The 15,108-nt window shown below is 40.0% G+C and carries 11 protein-coding genes; 8 read left to right on the top strand and 3 right to left on the bottom strand.

Annotated elements, in window-relative coordinates:
- The first annotated feature begins 62 nt into the window (after nucleotides 1-62).
- Entirely contained in the window at nucleotides 63-1,859 is a 1,797-nt protein-coding gene (gene lepA / locus KIM67_RS02880; RefSeq protein WP_213829857.1) for a translation elongation factor 4, read from the top strand.
- A gap of 57 nt (nucleotides 1,860-1,916) precedes the next feature.
- Here lepA and KIM67_RS02875 read toward each other — a convergent pair whose 3' ends face one another.
- From KIM67_RS02875 to KIM67_RS02865, 3 genes are all read right to left on the bottom strand, one after another.
- The gene (locus KIM67_RS02875) at nucleotides 1,917-2,171 is read right to left on the bottom strand and encodes a hypothetical protein (RefSeq protein ID WP_213829856.1); all 255 of its coding nucleotides are present in this window, start codon (nucleotides 2,169-2,171) and stop codon (nucleotides 1,917-1,919) included.
- 163 nt (nucleotides 2,172-2,334) lie between these two features.
- A complete protein-coding gene (locus KIM67_RS02870) occupies nucleotides 2,335-4,191 on the bottom strand; it encodes a sodium:proton antiporter (RefSeq protein ID WP_213829855.1) in 1,857 nt (618 codons plus the stop codon).
- A 52-nt stretch (nucleotides 4,192-4,243) separates the two neighbouring features.
- The gene (locus KIM67_RS02865; RefSeq protein WP_213829854.1) at nucleotides 4,244-6,448 is read right to left on the bottom strand and encodes an amino acid permease; all 2,205 of its coding nucleotides are present in this window, start codon (nucleotides 6,446-6,448) and stop codon (nucleotides 4,244-4,246) included.
- Between the two features lie 283 nt (nucleotides 6,449-6,731).
- On the opposite strand from KIM67_RS02865, the gene KIM67_RS02860 reads away from it, so the two are divergent.
- The 7 genes from KIM67_RS02860 (at nucleotide 6,732) to KIM67_RS18750 (ending at nucleotide 15,080) form a co-directional block, all read left to right on the top strand.
- Nucleotides 6,732-7,598 (top strand): MBL fold metallo-hydrolase, encoded by an 867-nt coding sequence (locus KIM67_RS02860; RefSeq protein ID WP_213829853.1) that lies wholly within the window; start codon nucleotides 6,732-6,734, stop codon nucleotides 7,596-7,598.
- A gap of 28 nt (nucleotides 7,599-7,626) precedes the next feature.
- Entirely contained in the window at nucleotides 7,627-9,276 is a 1,650-nt protein-coding gene (locus tag KIM67_RS02855; RefSeq protein WP_213829852.1) for a S8 family peptidase, read from the top strand.
- Nucleotide 9,277: 1 nt separating this feature from the next.
- Nucleotides 9,278-11,131 (top strand): M1 family metallopeptidase, encoded by a 1,854-nt coding sequence (locus KIM67_RS02850; protein WP_213829851.1) that lies wholly within the window; start codon nucleotides 9,278-9,280, stop codon nucleotides 11,129-11,131.
- Nucleotides 11,132-11,195: 64 nt separating this feature from the next.
- Nucleotides 11,196-11,609, top strand: coding sequence for a ribonuclease P protein component (gene rnpA / locus KIM67_RS02845; RefSeq protein ID WP_298867145.1), 414 nt, complete (start codon nucleotides 11,196-11,198; stop codon nucleotides 11,607-11,609).
- Nucleotides 11,593-13,218, top strand: coding sequence for a S41 family peptidase (locus KIM67_RS02840; protein ID WP_213829850.1), 1,626 nt, complete (start codon nucleotides 11,593-11,595; stop codon nucleotides 13,216-13,218). Before rnpA ends, KIM67_RS02840 begins: the two co-directional genes overlap by 17 nt.
- Before the next feature lie 45 nt (nucleotides 13,219-13,263).
- Nucleotides 13,264-14,418 carry a hypothetical protein gene (locus tag KIM67_RS02835; RefSeq protein ID WP_213829849.1) on the top strand — a complete coding sequence of 385 codons (1,155 nt, stop codon included), beginning with the start codon at nucleotides 13,264-13,266 and terminating at the stop codon, nucleotides 14,416-14,418.
- Nucleotides 14,419-14,711: 293 nt separating this feature from the next.
- Nucleotides 14,712-15,080, top strand: coding sequence for a lipocalin family protein (locus KIM67_RS18750; protein WP_371815641.1), 369 nt, complete (start codon nucleotides 14,712-14,714; stop codon nucleotides 15,078-15,080).
- Nucleotides 15,081-15,108: the final 28 nt, after the last annotated feature.

The following is a 15,108-nucleotide window of genomic DNA, read 5'->3' as shown; positions in this document are numbered from 1 at the left end:
GTAGCTAAAACACCTATATTTGCAGTTGCCAGCAAGCATTTCCTTGTTGGGTTATCATTGTTATGAAAAAGATTAGAAATTTTTGCATTATTGCGCATATAGATCATGGTAAAAGTACCTTGGCCGATCGTTTGTTGGATTTTACAGGTTCCGTAACTGAGCGGGAAAAACAAGATCAACTTTTGGACAGTATGGATCTGGAACGGGAACGTGGCATAACCATTAAAAGTCATGCCATTCAAATGGAATATACCCATGAAGGCGAAACCTATGTGCTCAACTTAATCGATACTCCCGGGCACGTTGATTTTTCCTATGAAGTCTCCCGTTCGATCGCTGCATGCGAAGGGGCCCTTTTGGTTGTAGACGCCGCTCAAAGCATACAAGCACAGACCATATCCAACCTCTATTTGGCATTGGAGAATGATCTGGAAATCATCCCTGTACTCAATAAAGTCGATTTACCAAGCGCAAATCCCGAAGAAGTAACTGATGATATCGTAGATTTACTGGGCTGCAAACCTGAAGAAGTAATCCCTGCAAGTGCTAAAACTGGCATTGGTATTGAAGCCATTCTAACCGCTATTATTGAACGCGTCCCTGCTCCAAAAGGAAATCAAGATGAATCTCTACAAGCTTTGGTCTTTGATTCTGTGTACAATCCTTTCAGGGGGGTTGAAACTTATTTTAGGGTGATTAACGGTGAAATTAAAAAAGGACAGAAGATAAAATTCGTTGCTACGGATAAGGATTATTTTGCTGATGAAATTGGCACCCTTAAATTAACTCAGGTTCCCAAAAAAATAATCTCTTCGGGTGATGTTGGTTACTTGATAACAGGAATAAAAGATGCCCGTGAAGTAAAAGTTGGAGACACGATTACCGATGCCGCAAACCCAACCCAAAATGCCATTGACGGTTTTGAAGACGTAAAACCTATGGTCTTTGCTGGAATATATCCCGTAGATACCGAAGATTTTGAGGAGCTCCGTTCTTCTATGGAAAAGCTACAACTTAATGATGCCTCCTTGGTTTTTACCCCAGAGAGCAGTGCTGCATTGGGCTTTGGTTTCAGATGTGGATTTTTGGGAATGCTCCATATGGAAATCATTCAGGAACGATTGGAGCGTGAGTTTAACATGACCGTTATTACAACGGTTCCCAACGTTAGCTACCATGCTTTTACGACCAAGGACAGGGAAGTTCCCCTCATTGTAAACAATCCCTCAGATTTACCGGACCCTTCGACCGTGGACCGCGTTGAGGAACCTTTTATAAAAGCCACAATTATCACTAAATCCGATTTTGTGGGTAATGTAATGTCGCTCTGTATTGAAAAGCGTGGACAGATTACCAATCAGACCTATTTGACCACAGAACGGGTAGAGTTGATTTTTGACATGCCCTTAGCAGAAATTGTTTTCGATTTTTACGATCGATTAAAGACCGTTTCCAAAGGATACGCTTCTTTTGACTATACGCCTATTGGGATGCGAACTTCCAAGCTGGTTCGGGTGGATATTCTTTTAAATGCGCAACCCGTTGATGCCTTATCGGCACTGGTGCATTTTGACAATGCCCAACATATTGGTAAAAAAATGTGTGAAAAATTGAAAGAGCTGATTCCGAGGCAGCAATTTGATATCCCCATACAAGCGGCAATAGGGTCAAAAATAATCTCTAGGGAAACGATAAAAGCCCTACGTAAAGATGTTACCGCAAAGTGTTACGGGGGTGATATTTCCCGTAAAAGAAAACTGTTGGAAAAGCAGAAAAAAGGTAAAAAGCGGATGCGCCAAGTGGGCAATGTTGAGATTCCACAGCAAGCCTTTATGGCAGTGTTGAAGTTAAATGATTAGTAGCCTAGTTTAATCAAAAAAGCCTTGAAATGACGTTTCAAGGCTTTTTTGATCATATTATAATGATAAATCTCCCAATGAGCATATTGCATCGACAAACTCTTTTGGGTCTAGGTCACCTAAGTCTTCTTCGGTAACTGTTTCGCTTTCCCCGCCAGCGTTTAACTGATATGTTCCATCACCATTATCACAAATTTCAATAGTTTGGTTTTGAATAGAGCAAGAGTCACAATTATTATCATCATCGTCTTTTGAACAGCCCATAAAAATCATTGAAGCCATTAGTGCCAGGGGTAGGATAGTTCTTTTCATAAAATTGAGGTTTGATTTTTGTTATGGAAAGAGAACGTAGGCTTTCTTCAAGAATTACATTTTACATGGATTGAAATTTAGAAATGTTGCGTACCCTGAGAAAAGTGTGGTGAACCTTTTGAAAAACATTTAGAATTTTTGTTCTGCACAATTGGTAAGGAAATCAATCTTCTTCTTGAGCATCTTCTCCAATCGTTTCGATATCGAACGCTTTTCCCAGATAGACCAATTTGTATCCCTCTTTAATATCCGTAAACTCTTTGCTGAATGCGGAGATGATTTTTAAATCTCCCCTATCATCTTTTAAGAACAATGGAATGATATCGTTATCGGCTTTGGTTATTTCAATAAGGCCGTTGTACTGTTCCTGTCCTTTTAGCTCTATCTCATGAATGGATGGGTTTTTTCTTGCGGCTTCGGTCAATTTTATAAAGTCGTCGGTGTGCGAAAACAAGCCTTCTTCCGGATTATTTTGTGGGTCGTTCATTTCATCGGAATTTACCAGTCTAAACGCACCGTTTTCACCAAATTGTTTCTGGAATTTATCAATAGCAAACTTATTGATGTCAGAGTTACCGGTCAATGCCATAAGGTATCCCATATCGTTCAGTTCAATATTATCGGTCAAAGAATCTGAATAAATATTGGCAGCTAGTGCTTCTAACCCCAAGCTTTTGGCTTTTCCTACATTGGTCTGGTTATTATCGATCAATACAACGTGCCTGCTATTCTTTTTTAGATAACTTCCTATAAGCCTGGATACTTTTGAGGCGCCAATAATCAAAATTCCTTCGGACTTGGTCAAGAAAACACCCACCAGTTTTGCGAACAATCTGGCAGTGGTGGCATTTAAGAGTACAGTACCCAAAACAATCATAAAAACCAAAGGTGTAATGTATTCAGCGCCCGGTTCTCCTTTTGCCAATAACTTGGAACCAAATAATGAGGCAATACCGGCGGCAACAATACCCCTTGGCCCTACCCAACCGATAAATAGTTTTTCTGTCAATTTTAAGCCTGATCGGTGCGTACTCAAAAAAACGCCCAATGGCCTGATCAAGAACACCACCGCTGCAAACAGCACCGCCGTCTGCCAGTTGTACAAAAGCTCTAAGTCACTAATATTGATGTTGGCCGCTAAGAGTATAAAAAGTATGGAAATCAATAAAACGCTCAAGGATTCTTTAAAATAGAGCAGTTCTTTTAGGTTGGGCAAATTCATGTTGCCCATGACCATTCCCATGACCACTACGGCCAAAAGACCAGATTCATGTGCAAAAACATCGGATTCAACAAACACCAGTAATACTACAGAAAGTGAAACTACGTTCATTAAGTAATGTGGAATCAAGTCTTTTTTAATGGCAAATGCGAGTGCATGGGCAAATGTGAAACCGAAAGTGGTTCCAAAGAGCAAAATCTTTCCAAACTCGACCAAGGCCGTACGGGTAAAGGCACTACCTTCTCCAACACTTATAAATTCAAAAACCAAAACAGCTACCAAGGCTCCTATAGGGTCTATTAATATGCCTTCCCATTTTAATACCGTAGAGACATCCTTTTTCAGTGGAATGTTTCTCAAAATAGGGGTAATAACCGTAGGACCGGTAACGATGATAAGCGCAGAGAACAAAAATGAAATCTGCCACGAAAGTCCAAACGTATAATGTGCCGCAATCCCCGCACCAAAGAACGTAACTATGGAACCAATGGTTATTAGTTTTGTAATCACCGGTCCCACATTTACAATTTCAGAACGTTTTAAGGTCAACCCTCCTTCAAACAGGATAATACTTATAGCCAGTGATACAAAGTAGTATAATCCATCTCCTGGAAAAAGCCCATTTTTGCCGTTCCAGATAGGTTCAATAAGCTTAACGCCATCTTCGGTATATAATGTGGCTATCGGTCCGACCAATAATCCAATCAAAATCAATGGTAAAATTGCAGGCAGTTTAAGTCGCCAAGCTACCCATTGCGCAATGATTCCCAGAATAATTATACCTGCAAGTTCGAGCATCGATTTGAGTTTTAGTAAAAATACTAATTAATACAGATGCCGAAGCAATTATCTAGTGATCTCTCATGGTCAATCTTAACACAGAGCATGCAGACTTTTCCGTGAACTTATCCTTTCCAGTACCAAAAAGAATATCCACCCAATTGTCCTTCTGTGGCGTTCCCAATATAAGTAGATCAAAACTTGCCGAAGCTCTAGAAATCGCCCCGATTGAATCATCCTCCTTTTGGACAATGACCATACTCGGAGTGTCCACTTTTTCCAATAGTTTTTTTGACTTGGTTTCCATTTTAGCAATGGTCTCATCCTCAGTTTTAGTTGGAACTACGTGCAATAGCGTTAGGGATGCTTTGTAATAATTACAGATTCGGTCTGCAACGGCAATAAAGTTTTTGTCTTTCCTGCCCGGTCTCAAAGCCAATAAAACCTTTCCTATATAACGAACACCATCATCCTTGAACAAGGCAAAATCAGAATTGATGTGCGTTAATAACCAACCTATGGGGTTGCTGACCAAGATTCCGCTATGAGCCCGTCCGTTCCACCCCATTACCAACCAATCGCAGTGGGTCTGATTGCTCAATTCATGTATGGTATCAGAAATTTCATGGGTTACGGCTGCTTCAAAATCCAAATCAATGCCCTGTGACACTGCCAAACGTGAAACTCTTCTTTCCAAGGACGCTATTCTTGGGTTTTCTTCTACCATAGCATCCAAAAAGGTCTGATTGGGAACTTCCGTTACGTTGACCACTTGAATCTTTTCATTCTTATTGATTGCCGCACCAATTTCTACCAGCATTTCTGGGGAACGCTCGTTCCCCAATAAAGGAACTACAACACCAGCATCCGAAGCCAATTTCCCATCAAGATTTTGTAAGCTTCCAGATTGATTGTTCCTGTAGGTGATTTTGGCATTTCGTTTTCTCTTGTAGAGTAAATAAAGTGCGGGACGGTGCCCGTATTTTCTAAGAATTCCCGTTCTGGTCGCATTTCTACCAAAAAAGTAGTAAATAAGCAGCCCAAGAATAAAGATACCAACTATAGCCAGCATTGGGCCAGAACCCAAGAACACCAAAAGGGCCACCCCACTGAAAATACCAAATAATTGTACAAATGGATATAATGGAGAGCGATATTCCGGTTTATACCATTGCGCGGACGTTTCACGCAAAACGATAACGCAGGCATTGACCAAAATAAACATCATCACCATAAACGCACTTGCCAGCTTTGCTATCTTCTCAACATCTAGAAAAATAATGACCATTGCCATCAAAAAACAAGTCATTACAATAGTGACCACAGGGGTTAAATACTTTGTATGAATTTTGCCCATAAAATCTGGAAGCAATTTATCTATGGCCATTGCAAACGGAAATCTTGAAGCAGCCAAAACACCAGAGTTTGCCATAGAGATCAAAGTAATGATACCAACTACAGAAGCAATATAACCCACATAGTTCCCTCCTAATAACCTGGCAATTGTATAAATAGGTTTAATGTCTGTTTTGAGTTCACCCAAGGGGAGGTTTCCTACTAGTACAAAAGCAACCGAAACATAGATAACCGTCATAATAAACAACGATAGAATCATGGCAAGGGGAAGGTTTGTGCCTGGATTTTTTATTTCTCCGGCTATGGCAGCCACTTTAGTAACCCCTGCATAAGAAATGTAAACGAACGCCACTGTGGAGAACAATCCCATTTTTCCTTTTATCATAAAGGGGTCCAATAACTCTGCGGAAGTTCTTGGGATTCCGAGTAATAAAATCAACGCAAGACTGATAAGACTTATGCTTACGATAAAGATTTGAACTTTACCCACCTTCTTTACACCCAAAATGTTCAGGAACAGAATCAACGCCAAGAAGGTAACCGCAACATATTTAGTAAGTCCCGCATCAATATTAATCAATATGGATAGATACGCACCAAAACCAACGAGTGCAAAAGCACTTTTAAAGAGCAAGGAAAGCCAAAGGCCGATTCCTGCTATAGTACCAAAAAGAGGTCCAAAAGCACGTTCTATATATACATACGTTCCCCCTGAAGAAGGCATGGCGGTAGCCAGTTCAGATTTGGAAAAAGCTGCAGGTAAAATGCAGACTGCGGCCAAAAGATAGGCCAACCAAACGGAAGACCCTGTTTTTGCAGCTGCTAAACCTGGTAAGACAAAAATACCGCTTCCCAGCATTCCACCTATGCTAATGGCAATAACGGAGGTTAAGGATAAACTACGTTCTAACTTCTTCAATACGGTTTTGGTCTAAATGTTAAATGTAGCCTTTTTGAAACAAAAATCTAGCATGTTGCAAATACACATTGGACTTAATCTATTTACACATGCAGATATGGATTAACCAAAATGGCTCAGGTTGTTTCGTTTTAATTCTAGTGCTTTTTATGGTTACCTCTTTTCAAAACCTAAAAAAGAGCAGTATTTGAGGTGGTTTTTGTTAAAAAACGACTAATAAAATCATCGTTTTTAACTAATTGCGTTACGCTTTTCTTATTTTGCGTGCTATTTCTCTTTCTGAATGACAATTTATCCCATCGAGACCGGTAATTTTAAGTTAGACGGCGGCGCTATGTTCGGGGTCGTTCCAAAATCCATTTGGAACAGGACCAATCCCGCCGATGCCAATAATATGATTGATATTGCAGCCAGATGTCTGCTTATTGAAGACGGAGACCGTCTTATTTTGATAGACACCGGTATGGGCAACAAACAATCGGAAAGATTTTTTGGCTACTACCACCTCTGGGGAGAACATACTATGGATAAATCATTGAAGGCTTTGAATTTTCATAGAGACGATATTACAGATGTCTTTATGACACACCTTCATTTTGACCATTGTGGTGGAAGCGTGCAATGGAATGCTGATAGAACGGGTTACGAACCTGCCTTCAAAAATGCACGTTTTTGGACCAATGAAAATCATTGGGAGTGGGCCATAAACCCTAATGCCAGAGAAAAGGCCTCTTTTCTAAAGGAAAACCTTTTGCCCATGCAGAAAAGTGGACAGCTTCATTTTGTAGCCCGAAAAAGCACTCCTTTTTTAGAGAAATCAGAATTAGGGTTTGGGATTCTTTTTGTAGACGGACATACAGAAAAACAAATGATCCCACACATAAAGTATAAAGGCAAAACCATTGTCTTTGTAGCAGATTTGCTGCCCACCGTAGGTCATATTCCCCTGCCTTATGTTATGGGCTACGATACTAGACCATTAATAACCTTAAACGAAAAAGCAACTTTTTTAGATACTGTTGTTGAAAACAATTTTCTAATGCTATTTGAGCATGATGCGCATAATGAGCTATGCACATTAAAACAAACCGAACGCGGTGTTCGCTTGGACGAATTGCTTTCTTTTAACGAAATATTCAATTCAAAATAAAGTTTTACATTTCTACAAAATGAAATTTATGAGTCACAAATACATTAAATCTTCTTTTGCATTGCTTCCTTCTTTTTTAGTATTGATGGGCTGTGGTGCTACAGCTTTAGTTTCCACTCCCGTTGAGAATATTGACACCATACCTCTAAAAGTTTCTGAGCTTACCGAAGTACAGAAAAAAAACTGGGGTCATGCAGATTTGGTCAAAGATACAATCCCTGGCATGAGCGTGGATAGGGCGTATGATGAAATCATTAAAAACAAAAATGGAAAAACTGTAATCGTTGCGGTAGTCGATTCTGGAATGGACCTAGAACACGAAGATTTAAAGGATGTGCTCTGGACCAACAAAGGGGAACGACCCAACAATGGGAAAGATGACGATGGTAATGGGTATGTCGATGACATTCATGGCTATAATTTTTTAGGAGAGGCCTACAATGAACAGCTGGAATACGCTCGTATGCTACGATTGAATATTGGGGATGCTGCGACCAGGGCCAAGGCAAGATTAAAACTGGATCAAGAATATCCAAAAGCTCTACAAAACAAGCAGCAGTACGAACAAATCTTTCAGGTAGTCAAAAATGCTGATGAGGCTGTAAAAAAGGCATTGGGAAAAGATGCGTACACAAAAGTGGAATTGGCTTCTATCGAAGCTAAAACTGAGCAAATGCAGCAAAATGTTGCTGTGTTGAACCAAATGTTCACGTATGGGGACACTATTCCAGAGGTAATGGAAGAATTATCCGAAGGTATCACCTATTTTACGGAACAAGTAAATTACAACCTCAACAAAGACTTTAATGGCAGGGAACCCGTTGGTGACGACCCATACGACATTAACGATAAAAACTACGGAAACGGAAACCCTAAAAACCGCGTTGCTACCGAGAGCCATGGAACCCATGTTGCCGGAATCATAGCGGCCAAAAGAAACAATGGAAAAGGAGCAAACGGCGTTGCAAGAAATGTGCAGTTAATGAGTGTTAGGGCGGTTCCCAATGGAGATGAATATGATAAGGATATTGCAATGGCGATCAGATATGCCGTTGACAACGGGGCAAAAATCATTAATTGCAGTTTTGGTAAATCCTTTTCTCCTAATGCTGAGTGGGTATATAGTGCCATTCAGTATGCTGCATCAAGGGATGTTCTGATCGTTCATGCCGCTGGAAACGACGGCAAGGATTTAGATAGTGCGGAAAATGCCAATTATCCCAACGATCATAAGCTCACAAATATGGAATTCTCCAATAACGTCATTACCGTAGGGGCGCTTACAAGCAAATATGGTTCTGAAATGGTTGCTACTTTTTCCAACTATGGAAAACTAAATGTTGATGTTTTTGCTCCAGGAGATGCCATTTATTCTACTATGCCCGGAAATGAGTATGATTTTCAAGGGGGGACTTCCATGGCCGCTCCGGCAGTGGCAGGAGTAGCTGCTTTGATTCGGTCACATTATCCCCAATTATCGGCCAACCAGGTAAAACAAATTATCGTTCAATCTGGATTGACCTCAAAAGCATCGGTTATTGTAGCTGGAGATGAGGCAAATGCAATGACTTTTGACAGCATATCAAAATCAGGAAAAATGGTCAATGCCTATAATGCACTTTTACTTGCAGAAAATATTTCAAAAGGTAAAATGACTTTAAACAATAACACCAAATAACATGAACAGCGCACGATTCTTCTTTTTCGCAGTTTTAGCTTGTTTTTTAACGGTTTCCGCACAGAACAATACTGTTTACTGGCAGCAACATGTCGACTATACCATGAACGTTGAAATGGATGTTGAAACCTTTCAATATTCTGGAACCCAAAAACTCATCTACACCAACAATTCTCCAGATGAACTGGATAGGGTCTATTACCATCTTTATTTTAATGCCTTTCAGCCAGGAAGTGAAATGGATGTTCGGCTTCAAACTATAAAAGACCCCGATAAACGAATGATGGTGGATGGAAAAAGTAGAATTGCTTCGCTTTCTGAAACCGAGATAGGTTATTTACACGTGCAATCGCTAAGCCAAAATGGGAAAACTGTTTCCTTTAACGAAGAGGGTACAATATTGGTCGTGGATTTGAACAAGCCTATTCCTTCGGGCGGAAAAACAGAGCTCTCCATGACCTTTAAAGGTCAGGTGCCTTTACAAATCAGACGTTCGGGCAGAAACAATGCAGAAGGTGTTGCGCTCTCCATGAGCCAATGGTATCCCAAGCTCTCAGAATATGATTTTGAGGGTTGGCACCCCAACCCTTACATAGGACGTGAGTTTCATGGTGTTTGGGGCAATTTTGATGTAAAATTGACGCTTGATAAAGATTATGTTGTTGGAGGTTCTGGCTATTTGCAAAACCCGAATGAGATAGGGCATGGGTACGAAACTCCAGGCACCAAAGTAAAGACCAAGGGAAAAACATTGACTTGGCACTTTAAAGCTCCGAATGTTCATGATTTTATGTGGGCAGCAGACCCAGACTACATTCATGATATGCTAAAAATGGAAGATGGGCCTACCCTTCATTTCTATTATAAGAATGATTCGGAAATCATTGAGAACTGGAAAAAGCTTCAGGCTAAAACAGAAGCGACCATGCGTTTCTTCAGTAAGAATATCGGCAAATATCCTTATGAGCAATACTCCGTAGTCCAAGGCGGTGATGGTGGCATGGAATACGCCATGAGTACACTCATTACAGGCAAGCGACAGTTTGGAAGCTTGGTTGGTGTTATGGTCCACGAAATGGCACACTCCTGGTTTCAGCATGTTTTGGCCACCAATGAGTCCAAGTACGAATGGATGGACGAAGGATTTACCTCGTTTATAAGCAGTCTTTGCATGAACGAAATCATGGAACAAAACAAAGAAAACCCTTTTGAGGGCTCTTACAAAGGCTACTACGCGTTGGTCAATTCTGGATTGGAACTTCCCCAAACAACCCATGCGGATAGGTATACCACAAACTTTGCCTACGGAATTGCTGCTTATAGCAAAGGTTCTATTTTCCTCTCGCAGTTAGGCTATGTTATAGGGCAAGATAAATTAATGGAAACGATACGAGCATATTATGAAGATTTCAAGTTTAAACATCCTGTACCCAATGATATCAAGAGAACTGCGGAAAAGATATCTGGAATAGAATTGGATTGGTATTTGACCGATTGGACAAAAACCACCAATACCATTGATTACAGTATAAAAAGTGTTGAAGCTGAGGGCGAGAAAACCAAAATTGTTTTAGAGCGTGTGGGCGAAATGCCTATGCCTTTGGACATCTTGGTCGTTGGCTCCGATAATACCCAAGAAACATATTATGTGCCTTTGCGAATGATGCGGGGAGAAAAAGCAAATCCTTATCCAAATTTGGAAAGAACTGTCTTGGAGGATTGGGCCTGGGCCTACCCTACCTATGAATTTGTCATTGACCGCCCCTTGAGTTCAATTACGGCAATTGTGCTCGACCCATCGCAATTGATGGCAGATGTAAACGGAGAGAACAATATACACCAGACCAACCCTTAACACGATTTATGTTCGTAGGCTGTCTTGTTAAGACGACAAATCGATACTAAAATCTTAAAACGAAGTGAACGAGACTTCAAACAGCGGTGCTATGGACGTTTCTTTTCCAAAAAAAGAGAAGCTCAAAAACAAAAAGCTTTTTGAGCAGCTTTTTAGCGAAGGGAAGGGCATTACTGCATTTCCGATAAAGCTGTTGTACCTTAAAACGGACTTTGATGAAAACGTCAATTTTAAAACTGGGGTTGTAGCCCCTAAAAAGCGATTTAAGAGTGCCGTTAAGAGAAATCGGGTAAAACGAATGCTTCGCGAAGGGTACCGTCTTAATAAGCACCTTGTTTTTAACAACATACAGGGAGACTTTGCGTTCCTATTTTTATACCTTGGCACTAAAATGCCCAACCTTATCGAGGTTGACAAAGCGATAAAACAGCTCTTATTGACTTTTCTAAAAAAAGAATCCCATGAAAAAAATAATTAAAAAAAGGGTTTTGATCCCCGTTCTGGCATGTATTTTTCTGGTAATTGGAAGTGGGTTTAAAAGCGACTTTTTTGAGATTGCCAAACAAATTGAAATCTTCACCACGCTCTTTAAAGAGTTGAACATGAATTATGTGGATGAAACGAATCCTGCAGAACTTATGGATTCGGCCATAAAAAATATGTTGAACAGCCTTGACCCCTATACCCGTTTTTTAAACGAACAAGACGTTGAGGCTTTTAAAATCAACAATGCAGGAGAGTATTCTGGAATTGGGGCGCTTGTCCGTTCCTATGAAAGTAAATTGCTCATTGTTGAACCCTACAAGGACTATCCTGCGGACAAAGCCGGATTAAAGGCTGGTGATGAAATCATTAAAATAGGGGATACCAAGGTAGCCGACTTTGATGATAATGCAAGTGAATTGTTAAAAGGTGCGAACAATACCAGTATTGAGGTCACCTATGTAAGGCAAGCAGAAACAAAGACCGCTACTCTTAAGCGCGAAGGTGTTGAGGTCGATGCCGTTCCTTTTTACGATATGATCGATGACAAAACCGGTTATGTAGTACTTTCCAAGTTTAACAGAAAAGCTTCAGGACAGACCAAGGCCGCAATTTTGGATTTAAAAGGAAAAGGTGCCGAGCGGTTGGTTTTGGACCTGCGTGGAAATCCTGGCGGACTTCTTTCCGAAGCTATAAATGTTACCAATTTGTTTGTGCCAAAAAATCAACTTATTGTCACCACAAAATCCAAGGTCAAAAAATTCAATCAAGAATATAAGACGAAAAACCAGCCGTTGGACCTGAACATTCCCTTGGTGGTTTTAATAGATGGCAGTAGTGCTTCTGCCAGTGAAATTGTATCTGGGGGATTACAGGATCTAGACCGTGCCGTGGTGATGGGAGCCAGAAGTTTTGGGAAAGGATTGGTACAACGTCCAATGAAGCTTACCTACGGCACGCAACTAAAAGTGACCATATCTAGATATTATACTCCATCTGGCCGTTGCATTCAATCTTTGGATTATTGGAACAGAGATGGGGAGGGCAAAGCGGTTCGCAATACTAAATTCAATGAATTTACCACAAAAAATGGTCGAAAAGTACAAGATGGTGGTGGGGTAATGCCCGATGTTGAAATCGCATCTTTAAAATCGAACACCTTGATAGATGCCTTAAAACAAAACAATATTGTTTTTGATTTTGCTACGGATTATTATTACAGCCATTCTTTTAGCAATGTTGACGACTTCACTTTTTCCGATGCAGATTTTACCACATTTAAGAGCTTTGCACAAAAACAGGATTTTTCTTTTGAGACCGAGAGCGAAAAGTTATTGGAAGAATCCATAAATGCAGAAGAACACCTGTTGGGCAAAGATGTACAGGAAAAGTACAAAGATTTGTTATTGGCCATGAACAGGGGGAAGATTTCGGCTTTGGATACGTACAAAAAGGAGATTAAAAAAGATTTGGAGGATGAAATCGTAAAGCGTTATTTCTATCGCGATGGGCTTTATGAATACTATGAAACGCACGATGATGCCATTTTAACTGCAAAAGCACTGTTGAACGATAGTGCCAAATATGAAGCTATTTTAAACTAGGTTTTGTTTTTTAAACATCTTGTTGGTCTTATTTGTTTGTGTACCATGATGGACAGCGCTCAAGCACAAATAACTCTGGAGAAAGGTAAAGTATATGACTCCATTCCCGTTACAGGGAGCGATACAGAAACTTTTGCATTGTACTTACCAGAATCCTATGTTCCCGATAACCTAAATCCTATTGTTTTTATTTTTGAACCTGGTGGCAGAGGTTCTGTTGGAGTTTCATCCTTTATCAAAGCTTCGGAAAAATATGGCTATATTATAGTTTGTTCCAACGACTCAAGAAATGGTCCATACACCCGTAATTTTGATATCGCCAATAGACTCTTCGATACTGTTTTTGCGCGTTTTTTAATTAAAGAAGATGAAATGTATGTTGCTGGGATGTCTGGCGGCTCAAGGCTTGCCTCTGCCATTGCATCTTTGACCGATAGATTTGCCGGGGTTATCGCCTGTGGTGCTGGGTTCTCGGGCACACAGGAACATATCCCATCCACCCAAAACTATGCGTATGTAGGGCTTTGTGGCTATCAGGACATGAACTACGGGGAAATGCTCGGGAATACCGATTATTTGGATTTGATGAAATTTAACAGTACCCTTATTACTTTCTCAGGAGAGCATAAATGGCCGCCACAATCAGAGATTATAAGGGCATTTGACTGGTTGTACCTTCAACAACTAAAAAAGAGCGGCACTTTACCGCTGGATACCGCATTAAAATACTATACTTCCGATTATGGCCGCATTGCAGCTTTTATAGCGGATAAAGAATTCTTGTTGGCCTCCGAGGAATACGAGCGCCTTATACAAACGTATAATGGCCCTATTGCCATAGATAGCTTAAAAGCACAGCTCAAAGCGTTTAAAAACTCCAAGGATTACAAAAAACAAAAAACCACTTTAGAGAATGCCTTGGCACTGGAAGGACGTTTGAAGGACAAACTGGGCGAACGGCTTCTTGCTGATTTTAAAGAACCTGATGCCGCTAATTTTTCTTGGTGGGAAAAGGAATTGGACAAACTGAACAAACTAAGGACCAAAGAAGATGCCGAGCTTAAAAAAATGGTATACCGGTTAAAGTTTAGCCTGTATGTGCGAACATACTCTTGGAAGAATACGCTTATGCATACGCCAAGCGAAAAACAAAGTGAATTTATAGACCGTTTTATAGCCTTGCTCTACCTTAAAAAGTAAGGGTACGCTGCTTTTTTTAGTTGAAACAAAACCTCCAATTGTATTAGACTTTTCATGCTAAGATTTTAGGGGGTTGTAAAATAACCCTATTTTGATAGGTAATTGAAAAAACATCAAAAAGGTGTTACATAACCGGCATTCCGCTATGGATATAACTACTTTTTTGGATAGGTTTATATATCCAACTGTTACAAACAATTTAAATGAAAAAATACCCCATTAATTTCTTAATTATAGTCGTGACAGTTTGTTCTTGCTCCAATGATACTGAAAACCCATAAGGTAATTCAACTTTGATAGGTCGCTGGAGATTCATCTCTGAATCTCTAAACGGAGAAATCTTGGAATTATCGGAATGTGAAACTCAACAAAGCATAGAATTTAAAAACAACTCTGCATTCACTTCAATTTCGAGACCGATAATCTCAAATCCTCCTCAATTACCTCCTTGTGAACTTGAACAACTCAATGGTCTATTTCAGCAGGATGAAATGGAAATAACCTTCTTCCTCGAGAGTGACACCGATTTTAGTACTCCTATCCGAACAGTAACCATATTAACTTTATCAGAATCAACTTTAATCTATCAGTCCACTAGAAGAATGACTATTGCAGATGATGAGAATACTATTTCGATAATTACTTGGGAAAGAATAAACTAAAACTGTTTAAAACAATGGTCATAATTTA

It is taken from the genome of Flagellimonas sp. 389 (assembly GCF_018449435.1).
Lineage (GTDB): Bacteria > Bacteroidota > Bacteroidia > Flavobacteriales > Flavobacteriaceae > Flagellimonas.
Note: the sequence above shows the minus strand (reverse complement) of the source record. Positions and strands in the feature narration are given on the sequence as shown.